Source organism: Vibrio maritimus, assembly GCF_021441885.1.
Taxonomy (GTDB): Bacteria; Pseudomonadota; Gammaproteobacteria; order Enterobacterales; family Vibrionaceae; genus Vibrio; species Vibrio maritimus_B.
In genome coordinates, this window is the sequence record NZ_CP090438.1 from 425,836 (window position 1) to 442,183 (window position 16,348).

Annotated in this window: 13 protein-coding genes; 9 read left to right on the plus strand and 4 right to left on the minus strand. The window is 48.2% G+C overall.

Annotated features, from left to right (window positions below; translation table 11 throughout):
• Positions 1-34 precede the first annotated feature (34 nt).
• From relA to LY387_RS02030, 5 genes are all read left to right on the plus strand, one after another.
• Positions 35-2,257 carry a GTP diphosphokinase gene (gene relA, locus LY387_RS02010; RefSeq protein ID WP_234495139.1) on the plus strand — a complete coding sequence of 741 codons (2,223 nt, stop codon included), beginning with the start codon at positions 35-37 and terminating at the stop codon, positions 2,255-2,257.
• Between the two features lie 255 nt (positions 2,258-2,512).
• Entirely contained in the window at positions 2,513-3,319 is an 807-nt protein-coding gene (mazG, locus tag LY387_RS02015) for a nucleoside triphosphate pyrophosphohydrolase (protein ID WP_234495140.1), read from the plus strand.
• A 162-nt stretch (positions 3,320-3,481) separates the two neighbouring features.
• Positions 3,482-5,122: a CTP synthase gene (locus LY387_RS02020; RefSeq protein WP_128648964.1), complete on the plus strand. Its 1,641-nt coding sequence runs from the start codon at positions 3,482-3,484 to the stop codon at positions 5,120-5,122.
• 75 nt (positions 5,123-5,197) lie between these two features.
• Positions 5,198-6,499, plus strand: a complete 1,302-nt coding sequence (gene eno / locus LY387_RS02025; protein WP_112478546.1) for a phosphopyruvate hydratase — start codon at positions 5,198-5,200, stop codon at positions 6,497-6,499.
• Between the two features lie 206 nt (positions 6,500-6,705).
• Positions 6,706-7,881: an Ldh family oxidoreductase gene (locus tag LY387_RS02030; protein ID WP_234495141.1), complete on the plus strand. Its 1,176-nt coding sequence runs from the start codon at positions 6,706-6,708 to the stop codon at positions 7,879-7,881.
• 102 nt (positions 7,882-7,983) lie between these two features.
• On the opposite strand, the gene LY387_RS02035 is transcribed toward LY387_RS02030, so the two are convergent.
• Positions 7,984-9,012 (minus strand): helix-turn-helix domain-containing protein, encoded by a 1,029-nt coding sequence (locus tag LY387_RS02035; protein ID WP_234495142.1) that lies wholly within the window; start codon positions 9,010-9,012, stop codon positions 7,984-7,986.
• A 128-nt stretch (positions 9,013-9,140) separates the two neighbouring features.
• Between LY387_RS02035 and LY387_RS02040 the strand changes: the two genes are divergently transcribed.
• Complete coding sequence (locus LY387_RS02040) at positions 9,141-10,280, plus strand: arginase family protein (RefSeq protein ID WP_234495143.1); 1,140 nt, start codon at positions 9,141-9,143, stop codon at positions 10,278-10,280.
• Between the two features lie 61 nt (positions 10,281-10,341).
• Here LY387_RS02040 and LY387_RS02045 read toward each other — a convergent pair whose 3' ends face one another.
• The 3 genes from LY387_RS02045 to LY387_RS02055 form a co-directional block, all read right to left on the minus strand.
• A complete protein-coding gene (locus tag LY387_RS02045; protein WP_234495144.1) occupies positions 10,342-11,481 on the minus strand; it encodes a glycerate kinase in 1,140 nt (379 codons plus the stop codon).
• A gap of 9 nt (positions 11,482-11,490) precedes the next feature.
• A complete protein-coding gene (locus LY387_RS02050) occupies positions 11,491-12,756 on the minus strand; it encodes a GntP family permease (protein WP_234495145.1) in 1,266 nt (421 codons plus the stop codon).
• Between the two features lie 166 nt (positions 12,757-12,922).
• The gene (locus LY387_RS02055; RefSeq protein ID WP_234495146.1) at positions 12,923-14,065 is read right to left on the minus strand and encodes a sugar diacid recognition domain-containing protein; all 1,143 of its coding nucleotides are present in this window, start codon (positions 14,063-14,065) and stop codon (positions 12,923-12,925) included.
• A 93-nt stretch (positions 14,066-14,158) separates the two neighbouring features.
• On the opposite strand from LY387_RS02055, the gene LY387_RS02060 reads away from it, so the two are divergent.
• The 3 genes from LY387_RS02060 (at position 14,159) to LY387_RS02070 (ending at position 16,323) form a co-directional block, all read left to right on the plus strand.
• A complete protein-coding gene (locus tag LY387_RS02060) occupies positions 14,159-14,530 on the plus strand; it encodes a YacL family protein (protein WP_042473337.1) in 372 nt (123 codons plus the stop codon).
• Between the two features lie 206 nt (positions 14,531-14,736).
• Positions 14,737-15,075 (plus strand): P-II family nitrogen regulator, encoded by a 339-nt coding sequence (locus LY387_RS02065; protein ID WP_038229080.1) that lies wholly within the window; start codon positions 14,737-14,739, stop codon positions 15,073-15,075.
• Between the two features lie 18 nt (positions 15,076-15,093).
• Positions 15,094-16,323: an ammonium transporter gene (locus LY387_RS02070; protein WP_042473340.1), complete on the plus strand. Its 1,230-nt coding sequence runs from the start codon at positions 15,094-15,096 to the stop codon at positions 16,321-16,323.
• Positions 16,324-16,348: the final 25 nt, after the last annotated feature.

The window sequence follows — 16,348 nt, forward strand, 5'->3', positions numbered from 1 at the left end:
GGTTAGTGAACCAATAAACTAGGAAGAAAAAGAAATGGTTGCGGTAAGAAGCGCGCATTTGAACCCAGAAGAGCAATTCAATTTGGATAATTGGATTGCATCACTTAAGCAAGATAAGAACACCTCAAAACGGTTGAAAGACGTGTATCGTCAGTGCGAGGAAATTGTTGCCGATAGTGAGCAAGGGGCATTGCTGTTGTGGCGCGGGAGAGAGATGAATGAAATCCTCATTACCCTGTCTATGGATAAAGCGACGCTGGTGGCGGCGCAATTGTATCCCGTGGTCTCTAGTGGTCTTTATGATCGTGAACTGCTAGAAGAAAACTACGGCAAAGAAATCATCAAGCTGATCGATGGCGTAGAAGAAATGGCCGCTATCGGTCAGCTCAACGTTACCCTTGAAGGCTCTGAAGCCTCGGGTCAGGTCGATAATGTCCGTCGTATGCTGCTTGCCATGGTGGATGACTTCCGCTGCGTGGTGATTAAGCTTGCAGAGCGTATCTGTAACCTGCGTGAAGTGAAAGATGAGCCAGATGAAGTGCGCCGCGCAGCCGCGAAAGAGTGTGCCAACATTTACGCACCACTCGCCAACCGCCTCGGTATCGGTCAGCTCAAATGGGAAATCGAAGACTACGCCTTCCGTTACCAGCAGCCAGACACCTACAAACAAATTGCCAAGCAGCTTTCTGAGCGTCGCATCGTCCGTGAGCAATACATCAAAGACTTTGTTGACGATCTAACCAGTGAGATGCAAGCCTCGAGCATCCTTGCAGAAGTCAGTGGTCGTCCAAAGCATATCTACAGCATCTGGCGCAAAATGCAGAAGAAGAGTCTGGATTTTGACGAGCTGTTTGACGTGCGCGCGGTGCGAATCATCGCTGAGCGTTTGCAAGACTGTTACGCCGCTCTAGGTGTGGTACACACCAAATACAAGCACTTACCTAGCGAGTTTGACGATTACGTTGCTAACCCTAAACCAAATGGCTACCAATCGATTCATACCGTGATTCTGGGGCCTGAAGGCAAAACCATTGAAATCCAAATCCGTACCAAACAGATGCACGAAGACTCAGAGTTGGGTGTTGCCGCGCACTGGAAGTACAAGGAAGGCGGCAGTGGTGGTCGCAGTGGTTACGATGAGAAGATTACTTGGCTGCGTAAGCTACTCGATTGGCAAGAAGAGATGTCTGACTCTGGCGAGATGCTCGATGAGCTTCGCAGTCAGGTGTTTGATGATCGCGTTTATGCCTTTACACCGCGTGGTGATGTGGTCGACCTACCAATGGGCGCGACTCCGCTTGATTTTGCTTACCACATTCACTCTGAAGTGGGACACCGCTGTATTGGCGCTAAGGTAGCAGGACGTATCGTTCCGTTTACTCACAAGCTGACAATGGGTGATCAGGTTGAGATCATCACGGCCAAAGAGCCAAACCCATCTCGTGACTGGTTGAACCCATCACTTGGCTTTGTCCACTCTGGCCGAGCTCGCGCCAAGATCAACGCCTGGTTTAGAAAGCAAAGCCGTGAGAAAAACTTAGAAGCGGGTCGAGAGATCCTTGAGGCCGAGCTGGCTAAGATCGGCGCGACACTCAAAGATGCTGAGCAATATGCCTTGAAGCGCTTTAACGTAAACTCGGCGGACGAGCTGTATGTCGGTATCGGCAGTGGCGATCTGCGTATCAATCAGATCATCAACCACATCAACGCTTTGGTGAACAAGCCAACGGCGGAAGAAGAAGATCAGCAAGCGCTAGAAAGGCTGCAAGAGTCTGAGAATAAAGCACCCGCCCAAAGCCGCCCGCATAAAGATGCGGTGGTGGTGGAAGGTGTCGATAACCTAATGACTCACTTAGCGCGCTGCTGTCAGCCAATTCCAGGCGATCAGATCAAAGGCTATATCACCCAAGGGCGCGGTATCTCAGTGCACCGCGCTGACTGTGAGCAGCTTGAAGAGCTTAGTCATCACGCACCAGAGCGTATTATCGATACGGTATGGGGCAGCGGATTTGTTGGTTCATACATCTTAACGATTCGTGTTGAGGCGATGGAGCGTGGCGGTCTACTGAAAGACATCACGACCTTGCTAACCAACGAAAAGATTAAGGTGACTAGCATGAAGAGTCGCAGTGATTACAAGCGTCAATTGTCTATCATGGACTTTGATCTGGAAGTGAACAATATTGAGGTGTTGTCGCGCGTGACTAAGCGTATTGAGCAGATTAAAGATGTGATGAATGTGAAGCGGTTGGGGTAGTTGGGCGTACTATTTTAGGTTCGGTGGATTTTACCCCTCCCAGCCTCCCCTTAGTAAGGGGAGGAGTCTCAGGCTCGCTCTCGCGTAGCCTATTCTACAAGGCGATGCGACGATAGGAGCTAGCCCGTAGTTCTCCCCCTATATAGGGGGAGCTAGAGGGGGTAAAACCACGCGCTCCCAACCCCTAACAAACCAAAAAACACAACCAAGGGCGAGTGCTACCACACTCGCCCTTGTCGTAACCAGGAACCCAACATGACCCAACCCATAGACCAACTCCTCACCATCATGGCGCAGCTCCGCGACGAAGAAAAAGGCTGCCCATGGGATAGAAAGCAAACCTTCGAAACCATCGTTCCTCACACCATCGAAGAGACCTTTGAGGTGGTGGATGCGATTCACAACAAAGATTGGCCGAATCTAAAAGAAGAGCTGGGCGACTTGCTGTTCCAAGTCATCTTTTATAGCCAGATGGCGAAAGAGCAGGGGCTGTTTGATTTTAATGAGGTAGTTGAAGGGCTTAACGAGAAGCTTACCCGCCGTCATCCGCACGTTTTTTCTGACGTCGAGTTTGAAGATGAAGCGGCGATCAACGCCAACTGGGAAGCAGAGAAAGAGAAGGAAAAAGCGCAACTAGGCAAAACCGCGCAAAGTATTCTAGACTCAATACCACAGTCGCTTCCTGCACTTTCTAAAGCCAACAAAATACAGAAACGTTGCGCAAAATTTGGCTTCGATTGGGATGCACTTGGGCCTGTGGTTGAGAAGGTTCAAGAAGAGATCGAAGAGGTCGTTGAAGAAGCGATACAAGTCGATGTAAACGAAGACAAACTGGAAGAAGAAGTGGGCGATTTGTTGTTTGCCGCGGTGAACCTTTCTCGTCACTTGAAGAAAGATCCTGAAGTGGCGCTGCGAAAAGCCAATGACAAATTTACACGCCGATTTAAGGGTGTAGAAGCCCGTGTTGCGGGCGAAGGTAAGTTATTGACAGACTTTAGCCTTAACGAGCTAGATGCGTTTTGGAATGATGTAAAAAAACAAGAAAACAGCTCGGATTTGTGAACCACTTCTCGCTGGTGTAAGTTTCTACTATTGATTTGAAGCAAAAAATAAAAATTTTGAATGTGATAAGTTTCACGTTGTGGCGGTAAAGGGCTTCTGGTATATTTGCATCCCGTCCAGAAGAAATCCATTTTCCCTCATTCAACCAACTTCAGGTTAAACATGACGACAAATTATATTTTTGTTACTGGCGGGGTAGTATCCTCTCTAGGTAAAGGTATTGCAGCAGCATCTCTTGCAGCAATTTTAGAAGCACGTGGTCTTAAAGTGACCATGATGAAGCTTGACCCTTACATCAACGTTGATCCAGGCACAATGAGCCCAACTCAGCACGGTGAAGTGTTCGTCACGGAAGATGGCGCTGAAACTGACCTTGACCTTGGTCACTACGAGCGTTTCATCCGTACCAAGATGACAAAACGCAACAACTTTACTGCTGGTCGTGTTTACGCTGACGTTCTACGTAAAGAGCGTCGTGGTGACTACCTAGGTGCGACTATTCAGGTTATCCCACACATCACAAACGCTATTAAAGATCGTGTAATCGCTGGTTCTGAAGGCCATGACGTTGCGATCGTTGAAGTTGGTGGCACCGTTGGTGATATCGAATCTCTACCATTTATGGAAGCAATCCGTCAGCTAGCGGTTGAGCTTGGTCGTGAGCGTGCAATGTTCATGCACCTGACTCTCGTTCCTTACCTAGCAGCAGCGGGCGAAGTGAAAACTAAGCCAACGCAGCACTCTGTAAAAGAGCTTCTATCTATCGGTATCCAACCAGATATTCTTGTTTGCCGTAGCGATCGCATGATCCCTGCAAACGAGCGTAAGAAGATCGCTTTGTTCTGTAACGTATCAGAGAAAGCGGTTATCTCAATGAAGGATGTAGACTCTATCTACAAGATCCCTCAGCTTATCAAATCGCAAGGTCTTGACGATCTTGTTTGTACTCGCTTTGGCATCAACGCTCCAGAAGCTGACCTATCTGAATGGGAACAGGTTATCTACGAAGAAGCGAACCCAACGGGTGAAGTTGTTATCGGTATGGTTGGTAAGTACATTGAGCTTCCAGATGCGTACAAGTCGGTGAACGAAGCGCTTAAGCACGCAGGTCTTAAGAACCGTCTGAACGTGAAGATCAAGTACGTTGACTCACAAGATGTTGAGAGCAAAGGTGAAGAAGCACTAGCAGGTCTAGACGCTATCCTTGTACCAGGTGGCTTTGGCGATCGTGGTGTAGAAGGTAAGATCCGCGCAGCTCAATACGCACGTGAGAACAAAGTACCTTACCTAGGTATCTGTCTAGGGATGCAAGTGGCGCTTATCGAATACGCTCGTAACGTAGCGGGCATGGAAGGCGCACATTCAACAGAATTTAACAAAGAGACGAAATACCCTGTGGTAGGCTTGATCACAGAGTGGGTTGATGGTGAAGGTAAAGTTGAAGAACGTACTGAAACCTCAGACCTTGGCGGTACAATGCGTCTAGGTTCTCAGCTATGTCACCTTGAGAAAGGCACAAAAGCTTTCGAACTTTACGGCAACGCGAAGATCCACGAGCGTCACCGTCACCGCTATGAAGTGAACAACGTACTTCGTCCTCAGATTGAAAAAGCAGGTCTTAAAGTTTCTGGTCTGTCAGCAGACAAGAAACTGGTTGAAGTGATCGAGAACCCAGCACACCCATGGTTTGTCGCTGCGCAGTTCCACCCAGAATTCACTTCAACACCACGCGATGGTCACCCACTGTTCTCTGGCTTTGTTAAGGCAGCAGGTGAGTACCAGCGCGGTACTGAAGAAGAGTAAAAAGGATACGGGCGGCAGCGAAGGTTGTGCGGCTGCCCTAAATTTGACATTTATATTTAATGAGAGGAAACATTAATGTCTAAGATCGTTAAAGTTCTAGGTCGTGAAATCATCGACTCACGTGGTAACCCAACTGTTGAAGCTGAAGTTCACCTAGAAGGCGGTTTCGTAGGTATGGCTGCGGCTCCATCTGGCGCATCTACTGGTTCTCGCGAAGCTCTTGAGCTACGTGACGGTGACAAAGCACGTTTCCTAGGTAAAGGTGTTCTTAAAGCTGTTGAAGCTGTGAACGGTGCAATCGCTGAAGCTCTAGTTGGTAAAGACGCTAAAGCTCAAGCTGACGTTGACCAAGTAATGATCGACCTAGACGGTACTGACAACAAGTCTAAGTTCGGCGCGAACGCTATCCTAGCTGTTTCTCTAGCAAACGCTAAAGCTGCTGCAGCGGCTAAAGGCATGCCTTTGTTCGAGCACATCGCTGAGCTAAACGGTACTGCTGGTCAGTTCTCTATGCCTCTACCAATGATGAACATCATCAACGGTGGTGAGCACGCAGACAACAACGTTGACATCCAAGAGTTCATGATCCAACCAGTTGGTGCTAAGACTCTTAAAGAAGGTCTACGTATCGGTGCAGAAGTATTCCACAACCTAGCTAAAGTTCTTAAGTCTAAAGGCTACAGCACTGCAGTTGGTGACGAAGGTGGTTTCGCTCCTAACCTTAAGTCTAACGCTGAAGCTCTAGAAGTTATCGCAGAAGCTGTTGCTGCTGCTGGTTACGAACTAGGTAAAGACGTAACTCTAGCTATGGACTGTGCAGCATCTGAGTTCTTCGACAAAGAAGCTGGCATCTACAACATGAAAGGCGAAGGTAAGACTTTCACTTCTGAAGAGTTCAACCACTACCTAGCTGAGCTTGCTAACCAATTCCCAATCGTTTCTATCGAAGACGGTCTAGACGAGTCTGACTGGGATGGCTTCAAGCACCAAACTGAACTACTAGGTGACAAGCTTCAACTAGTAGGTGACGATCTATTCGTTACAAACACTAAGATCCTTGCTGAAGGTATCGAGAAAGGCGTAGCTAACTCTATCCTTATCAAGTTCAACCAAATCGGTTCTCTAACTGAGACTCTAGCTGCTATCAAGATGGCTAAAGACGCAGGTTACACAGCTGTAATCTCTCACCGTTCTGGCGAAACTGAAGATGCAACTATCGCTGACCTAGCGGTAGGTACTGCTGCAGGTCAAATCAAGACTGGTTCTATGAGCCGTTCTGACCGTGTTGCTAAGTACAACCAGCTAATTCGTATCGAAGAAGCTCTAGGTGAAAAAGCACCTTACAACGGTCTTAAAGAAGTTAAAGGTCAAGCTTAATTCTTGATGTTTACTGACTGATAGAAAGCCGCTCATTTGAGCGGCTTTTTTTGGTTTTAGGCCAGCGAAAACGGGAGATGTGTCGTCAAAACGAGTAACAGTTTAAGTAACAGCATCCAGTATGTTACTTCTGGATTTCGTCTCATGGTTTAAAGTAGCTATAGTTTTCATAAAAACGTATTCCTACTTATACAGAGGACATTACCATGGCTAAAGTTAGCAGCCCTACTACGACGTTTAACAACGAGTATTTCTCATTTATCGTTTCTGAATCTTGGAAGCACATCGGTGCCTCTCAAGCTCACGCTGATATCCTAGCGCACAACCTACTTGTAGGTGGCCTACAGGGTAAACTACACCAAGGTCTGGGTGTAATCGAAGCGGTAACTATTCCTTACGAAGCGGGCATCCTAGATACGACTACGACTCCAGAAATCGAGTCTGAAGGTGATACTTGGGCTGTTTACAACGGTAAGAAGTCTTCTGGTCACTACGTATGTACGCTGATGGCTCAAACGGCTATCGAGAAAGCACGCAAGCACGGTATCTCAATTGTATTCGGTTACGATCACTGTGACGGCGGCAACTTCTCTAACTACACACAGATGGCAATGAAAGAAGGCATGTTTGCGATGTCTTCAAACAACTCTGTACCTCTAAACGCTCCATTCGGCGGCATGGATCCAGCAATGTCTTGCCCTCCGTTCGATGCGGCTCTAGTTGGCGGTGAAGAACTACCACTAGTTACGTCTATCATGATCGGCGAAGGCTACGACTCTCACATCTGCGACGCTATCGTTAACGACCGCGACCTACACGTTGCTGCACTTGTTGACCAAGACACGGGTGAGCTAACGGCTGACGCTCGTAAGTGGGGCTCGCTAATCGAAGGTTACGGCCGCGTTGCTGACTGTAAAGCACCATGGACGTTCCTAACGCCACGTCTGTACTCGCTAAACATCTGGAACGAAGTAATGACAGCAATCATCAACCCGAAAGGTAAGATTGCTCCTGAGCTTCCAGCGGTACCAAGTGACTTCTTCACTATGGAAGATGCACCATGTCCAGTAGGCGGTTCTTACATCCTAGTGATCGACCCAAGCCACTTCGGTCCAATCGAAGAAGTGAAGCGTAAGTCAGACATGTTCGTTAAAGCGATCAAAGAAAACCGTCCACGCGCTGGCTTCAACGAAGTATTCATCCCAGATGAGTGGGGTCTAAAAGCGCTTGCAACTGCAACTGATGAGCACCAAGTAATGGACGCTCACTGGGACGGTTTCAAAGACTTCCTAAAACGCTCTGGCACTTCAATCGAAGAGCTAAACGCGAAGTGGGAAGCGAAAGTTGGCGCTGAGCGCGCAGCGGAAACTATCCGTAAGTAATTTGAAAATCATACGCACATGATTTTTATGCCCAGTCCTTTGGACTGGGCTTTTTTGTTTGTCACCCATAGAGTAAATAACTTTGGAAGAGAGCGACGGGGCTTATTGTGGTTTGTTCTGCACACGAAACTGCTTAGGACTGCAGCCAACGTAGCCTTGAAACGCTCGAAAAAAAGGCGGGGCAGAGTGGTAGTTCAACATGTCGGCAATTTCGGTGGTCGATAGATCAGAGCTAACCAAAAACTCCTTGGCGACACGCATTCGTGTATCCAAAACCAGATGCTTGAACGTGGTGTTTTCTTTTTCTAGTTTGCGACGCAGCGTGCGTGGCGTCATGTTCATTTCCTCGGCGACCGCCTCCATACTGGGCAGGCCGTATTTCAACTGAGATAACAGCTTGACGCGGATCTGGTAACTGAGCGGCGCGTCCAATTCATCATCAAGTTGCTGACTTTGAAGTGAGGCTATGTGAGTGACCAAAGAGGGCTGCAAGCTAATCGCATGGTGGATCCAATCTACGGGGAAGCGCACTTGATGCTGATTGGCATCAAAACTTAGGTTGTGTGAGAACACCTCTTTGTAAAGCGCTGCGTAGCTCGGGGCTGGATAGGCAAAATCGACATGAATCAAGGAGGCATCAAATCGCTCTCCCAGAAACTGTTGTAAACCCAGGTAATAGTGGCAAAGCGATTCTTCGACATTGTAATGCTGCGGCGAGAGGCCATCAGAGCGATCAACAATGGTGATGTAAGCCCATTCGCTATCGTAGCCGATATGAATATCGACATAGTCTTTGGTCACAAATGAAAACTGCAAACCCGTGTCGAGCAGCTGTTTGATATTTTGGCAGTTGATCATAGCGTAGCCCCACGCCCCCATATCTTGCAGCTTCAATCGCTTAGCAATACGAAGCCCTAGACCGTCAATATGGAGTTGATTCACCGTACTGCTCATCAGTTGGTGCACCTGTGAGACCTCAATCGGGTGATAGTGGCCGAGATTGATGCGCACAATATTAGCCTTACGTAAAAATTGCTGGGCATCGAAGTCACTGCCGACAGATTGGCGCACGACTGCTTCCCAGTGACCGATAATGGCTTGCAAAAAGTGCTGACGGTTTAAAGAGTACACAAATAATGTCCTGAAATATCATGTTGCTGTCCTGAAGTGTAATTAATAACTCAGGGCTTAGCCACTATAATGAGCGTATCTTGAGAAGCAAAGCAGATTTGCTTGTCCAATAACGAGAGGAATTATCCATGTTTAAGCCAAAACGTGTTGAAATTGCGAAAGAAAAGCTAGACCTATACCAAGACATCTACTGGAACAAGTCAGATGCTGATTTCTACATCAACGAAGACATTGCTCCTATGCAAGCACGCATGGCTGAGCAGGGCGTTGAAGCATTTAGCTTGCTAGGTAAGCAGCACGTTGGTGCATTTGGTGCGCCATATGTGAACAGCTTTGAAGGCGTTGATATCGCAATGTACGGCCTAACTATGGATAAGTGCTCACCAAACGCTGGTGGCCACAAGTTCGGTCCTGCTGCTATCCGTGAAGCATCAAAAACGGGTATGGGCATGATTCACCAAGACGGTACTATGCCGTTCGAACTGTGTAACATCATCGACTACGGAAACTGGGATGGCCTAGGTCAGTTCAACCTAGACGAAGAAATGCGTGCAGCGCAAGAAGTGGTAGATGACATGGTTGTTAACCACGGTATCACGCCATTCTTCTTCGGTGGTGACCACACAGTAGCCTACCCAGGTCCAGCGGCACTGGCGAAGGTTCACGGCCCGGTATCGCTCATCCACATCGATGGTCACTTTGACCTACTGACTCGCAAAGACTTTGACTACGAGTCATACTCAGGCAACTGGTACTGCCGTCTAGCATCAGAAGGTGCAATGGATCCATCAACCAGCTTCAGCCTTGGTATGCGTGGCCGCTGGTGTGCATCACAGCAAGGCAAAGCGAAAGCGATTGGTGGTAACTTCTTCCTAGCAGATGAAATCTACGACCTAGGCATCGACTACATCGTTGAGCAAATCCTAGAGAAGCAAGGCGACGGCCGTCCGGTTTACCTAACGTTTGACCTAGATGGCCTAGATCTTCTAGACCACAGTGCAAACTCAAGCCCAGATCCATTTGGTGTCTCTGCGCGCATGTACTACGACATCTTCCGTAAGCTTCGTGCGACTAAGCGTATCAACCTAGTGGGCGCAGATATCGCGGAATTTGCTCCTCAGAAGAACTCTGATGAGAAAGATGCGCTACTAACAGCAGCATTCGGTTGGGAACTACTGACATGGCTAGCTGAATGTCGCCACATCCGTGAAGGCAAGAAGAACCCAACTAACTGGCCAATGAACTTCGGTCGTAACATCGAATTCTAATCTGGTTTTAGATAGAAAAATGCCCGCTCAATTGAGCGGGCATTTTTTTGGCAAAAGAAAACTATTTACTGAAGTTCATCGCCATCGCAGCAGCGATGTTGCGAGAGGTCATCTCGACATTAAACGCCGCTTCTTTCAAAGCCGTTGGCAGATCGGTCGCGCCAAGCACCACGCTGTATGCTGCATCAATACCGTGCTCATGGACCACTGCGCAATCTTTCGCAGTGCTACCAGCAATTGCAATCACAGGAATATCGTATTGCTTAGCGGTGCGCGCCACACCAATTGGCGTTTTGCCATGGATAGTTTGGCTATCAATGCGGCCTTCACCAGTAATCACAAGGTCGGCATCTTTGACCACTTCGCTAAGGTTTACAGCGTCCATTACGATCTGAATGCCCGGACGAAGCTCGGCATCGAAGAGACCTAAAAGTGCAGCGCCTAGACCACCTGCAGCGCCAGCACCAGCGGTATCCACTACATCACGACCATTGGTCGATTTAATCACTCCTGCGTAGTGCGCCAAGTTAGTGTCTAGCGTTTCAACCATCTCAGGCGTTGCCCCTTTTTGCGGGCCGAACACATGAGAGGCACCCTTAGAGCCACATAGTGGGTTATCGACATCGCAAGCCACTTCAAGTCTGACTTCGGCCAAGCGAGGATCTAGCTCAGAAAGGTCGATACTCGCAAGCTTACTTAGCTCACCGCCACCAAAACCCAGTGGATTGCCATCCGAGTCGAGCAGTTTAACGCCTAATGCCTGCGCCATACCGATACCGCCATCATTCGTTGCGCTACCACCGATGCCGACGATGATGTGTTTAACGCCGCGATCCAGCGCCGCTTTTACAAGCTCGCCCGTACCAAAGGTGGTGGTCACCAGCGGGTTGCGCAGCTCTGGTTCCACCAAGTGAAGACCAGAAGCGGCCGCCATCTCGATTATAGCTGTGGAACCATCACCCATCAGACCGAAGAAGCCTTCGACGGCTTGACCTAATGGGCCAGTAACATTGCAAGTAACAATTGAGCCGCCAGTGGCATCAACGAGCGATTGCACTGTGCCTTCGCCGCCGTCTGCCATCGGAAGTTTGATGTATTCGGCGTCGGTGAAGATTTTCTTAAATCCTGCCTCAATAGCTTCGGCAACTTCCATGGCCGTAAGACTTTCTTTGTATGAATCTGGAGCGATAATAATTTTCATAATTAAACCTTAAACAAATAGACCGAACACACCGAAGATCATTACCGAAACGAACGCGATCATCAGACCAACCGCAGACTCGTAAGGAATGAGTTTGAGACGCTCGCGAATATCCATATGCACAGCGCCGCCAGTGGCGTGGAAGAAGCTACCGTGTGGCATGTGATCCAAAACAGTAGCACCAGAGTGAATCATGGCTGCGCCCGCTAGAGCAGGAACGCCGAGCTCAAGAATGGTTGAGCTAAATACGCTAGATGCGACCGCAGTCCCAGCTGTGGTCGATGCGGTTGCGAGTGCCATCATGGCACCGGAAATTGGAGCAAGTAGATATGATGGAAGACCAGAGGCGGTCAGCACATCAATAAGGCCATCTTTTAGGCCAGAATTAGCAATGATGCCAGCAAGTGTGCCCGTACCAAGAAGCATCACAGCTACTGGTGCCATGCGCGATAGGCCAGACACTGCAAAGTGGTTGGTATCGGCAAAGCGTCCCATGACGACGGCACCAATCAAGCCACCCAGCGGAAGTGCGATGAGCGGGTCAACGTTGATGCCTGCAATAGGACGAAGCGCAAGTAGAGCGATAGCAACAAGAGGTGCCACAATTGCAGCGCCAAATTTAGGTAGCCTAGAGTGGTCAACTGCAACGACTTCGCTTTCTGCGACTTTAGAGCCTTTGTTGACCAGCTTTTTCGCAATGAAGTAAGCGAAGATCATGCCGCAGAGGCCCGGGATGACACCGGCTGCCATCACTGAGGTTAGTGGAACGTTGAACGCATCGGCCGCCGCAATGGCGTTCGGGTTTGGCGACATTACGTTACCCGCTTTACCACCGCCGACCATCGCCAGCAAGATAGCGGTCTTAGAGATGTCCGCACGGCGTGCAATCGCAAGTGCGATAGGCGAAACTGTGATAACTGCCACATCAACGAATACGCCAACGGCAGTTAGGATCATGGTGGCAATCGCCAAAGCGAGAAGCGCACGGGTTTCGCCCACTTTCTTTACGATGGTCTCTGCAATGGATGTTGCAGCACCTGACTCGATCAATACGCCCGCCAGCACACCAGCGGCAAGGATGCGCAATACTGCTGTGACAATGCCTTGTGCACCGCCAATCATTAGCGCAACGGTATCGGTGAGAGAAACGCCGCCAACGACACCACCGACAAGCGCGCCGATGATCATGCCGTAAGCAGGTGGAACTTTTTTAAGGATAAGGGCAATAGCAACAACCAGAGCTGCTAATGCGCCTAAGGTAGAGACTTCAATCATGGTTTGGTTTCCGCAATACTAATTTTATTAATTTTTTAGTTGGGTCTTGTGACCCTTATTGAGCGGAAGAGTAGCCATTTAGGGGGAGATTTTCTTTATGCGAACTGACGAATTTATCACTGCTGGTTATCGTTAATTTGTGCAAACGCACAAATTAACGGATTTTTTACATACATTTTAACGCAAGGTAGAGCTGAACTTTCTCATCTAAGTTGTTGATATTTAACTTGGTTGTCTGTTCTATTTTCTCAAGTCGATACCGCAAAGTGTTACGGTGGATATGGAGGGTTTCACAAGTTTGAGCCAGATCGCAGTTTTGCTCAAAAAAGGTGCGCAGTGTCTTTAGCATTACGCCTTTACTGTCTGCTGCAACCAGTTTTTCGATCGGAGCCTTCAGTTGAGTCGCACGCCATGGGTCATGTTTAATGCTGCTCACCAGCACTGAGAGTTTCCGGTCTTGGTAGAACAGTATGGGACCATCACTGATATGACTGCTCTCAATGGTGGCTTTGGCGGTTTCGTAAGACTTTGCTATGCCGACGAGCTCAGGGAAATAGTCTCCGATGGCCATCTGAATAGAGAAGTCACACTCTTGGTCGATACGCTTAAGTAGTTTAGCGACTCGCTTTTCTTCCTCTTTGCGATTCCATGCGTTATTGACGACCGTCACCGGTTTCAATACCACGATCTCATTCATCGATACTGAGGCTATTCCGACGATGTTATCGCGCTCAGGGTATTCCAGAAGGTGTACCAGTTTTTGCAGGTGCTCCAGTGTGACTGGCTCACCGGGCAGTGGGATCACTTTGATCACCGTGGCCACACGAGGTTGTGCGAGATCGAGATCGAGCCGCTGAGCAATAGAGAGCAGTTGCCCCTCATTTAAACTTGATCCCTCAATGAGTTGAAGTAGTAACTCCTCGCGGTGGCGCTTATTCCATTGCACCTGCGACATTAGCGCAGCCTGTTCGACAATAAGCTCAGCCGTCATCTTTACCAGCTCACCGTAGCTTCTCACCTCTTCAGGCGTACCCGAGATCCCGACAACACCAATGACGTTGTTATCGTAGATGATGGGTAGGTTGATGCCTTTTTTAACGCCGGACAATGTGGAGGCAACGGAATCATTGATCTCTAAGGTTCTATTATCTCGGATTGCTAGCAGTGCCCCTTCATGTGTTTGGTGTAAGCGTGAAGGGTCACTAGAGCCAATGATCACGCCATTCTCGTCCATCACGTTGATGGAGTGCTCGATGATCTTCTTGGCACGATCGACAATTTGTTTAGCAATGAGAGAGTTAAGCTGCATAAGGTCTGAGTCATAGAGAGCGATGTCATGAGTATACCCGATTGTCTCGTAAACTAAGGTATAATCGCCGCGAGATTACTAAGAGAAACAGTGATGGAATTCGAGTTTATTAAAAACAGTTTCACAGGTGAGTACCTAGTGAGATGCGAAATGGGCCAAGAAGTGATTGCTCGTTTGTTGCAAGAAGAGATCAGTACCAGTGACCGCACCATCATGGAAATTACCGAGTTGCTCACCCAAGCTGCCCAGTTTTCGGGCAATGAGTTTAAGTGGCAAGGCAAGGAGATTTCACTCAGCGTGGTGGACTCCGAGGTTCATGTTTACGAAAACTCCTTAGCTTTTGATAGTTTAATGGAGATGGACGAAGAGTTTTCTGTCTACGAAAGTGAGAGTCATAGCGAGTGTGGACTTGAGGATTTTCGCTCAGTTTTAGAGCAATGGGAGCGTTTTATTCATAACAGGTAATGACCCTTTGCCCCAAATTTGCACACTCCTAGTGCTAATAACATAAAACGCATTATTTTTGTGAATACCTTGCACCATTAAAGTGCAAGGTATTTTCATTTATGTAACATGAAATAGTCAAATCCTTATATATCAATAGGTTAAAAAGTTGGCACGCACCTTGATTACTAGAATACGTAACAGGGATAAAAGGCGAAGGGGATGCCATGAAACTTATTAACGCAATCATTAAACCATTCAAACTCGATGATGTAAGAGAAGCACTTGCAGATGTTGGTATTGAAGGTATGACAGTTTCTGAGGTCAAAGGATTTGGCCGTCAGAAAGGACACACAGAATTATATCGTGGTGCTGAGTACCAAGTGGACTTTCTACCAAAAGTTAAACTTGAAATCGCGACGCACGCAGACAACGTAGACCGAGTTATTGAAGCGATCACTAACGCTGCTCAAACCGGCAAGATTGGCGACGGAAAAATATTTGTGTACGACCTAGCCCAAGCAGTACGTATTCGTACGGGCGAAATGGACGCTGAAGCACTTTAAGGGATTGGAGAATTTATTATGGAATTAGCAACAACTGTCAGCGAACTGCGTTATGCGCTGGACACTTTTTACTTTCTTATTTCAGGCGCACTCGTAATGTGGATGGCGGCAGGCTTCGCAATGCTAGAAGCTGGCCTAGTTCGCTCGAAAAACACCACGGAAATCTTAACTAAGAACTTCTGTCTTTACGCGATTGCGTGTACTTGTTACCTCATCGTCGGCTACAACATCATGTATGTTGATAACGGCGAAGGCGGTTGGCTACCATCATTTGGTGCGCTAATTGGCACTCAAGGTGAAGGCGCAGACCACTCCCTAGAGTCGGACTTCTTCTTCCAAGTAGTATTCGTTGCAACAGCAATGTCAGTAGTCTCTGGTGCGGTTGCTGAGCGTATGAAGCTTTGGTCTTTCCTAATCTTCTCAGTAGTGCTAACAGCATTCATCTACCCAATGGAAGGTTACTGGACATGGGGCGGCGGTTTCCTATCTGAAGCAGGTTTCAGTGACTTCGCAGGTTCAGGTATCGTTCACATGGCAGGTGCGGCAGCAGCACTAGCAGGTGTTCTACTACTAGGCGCTCGTAAAGGTAAATACGGTAAGAACGGTGAAATTCACCCAATCCCAGGTTCGAACATGCCGCTAGCTACGCTAGGTACGTTCATCCTATGGCTAGGTTGGTTCGGTTTCAACGGCGGTTCTCAGCTAATGGTTTCTGACTTCGAGAACGCAACAGCGGTTGGTCAAATCTTCCTTAACACCAACGCAGCAGCAGCAGCAGGTGCAATCGCAGCAATGCTAGTGTGTAAGACAACGTGGGGCAAAGCTGACCTAACTATGATTCTTAACGGTGCACTAGCAGGTCTGGTAGCAATCACAGCAGACCCACTGTCTCCATCTCCAGTTTACTCTGTAGCAATTGGTGCAGTAGGTGGCGCGCTAGTGGTATTCAGCATCATCGGTCTAGACAAGCTTAAGATTGACGATCCAGTAGGTGCTATCTCAGTTCACGGTGTGTGTGGTTTCTTCGGTCTAATGGTTGTTCCACTGAGCAACGGTGACGCAACGTTCGGTGCACAGCTTCTAGGTGCGGCAGTTATCTTCGGTTGGGTATTCGCAGCAAGCCTAGCGGTATGGGCGGTACTGAAAGCAACAATTGGTATCCGTGTATCGGAAGAAGAAGAGCTAGAGGGTATGGACATGCACGATTGTGGTGTTGGTGCTTACCCAGAGTTCGTCAGCATGAAGTAACATTTAATCACATTTTTATTAAAAA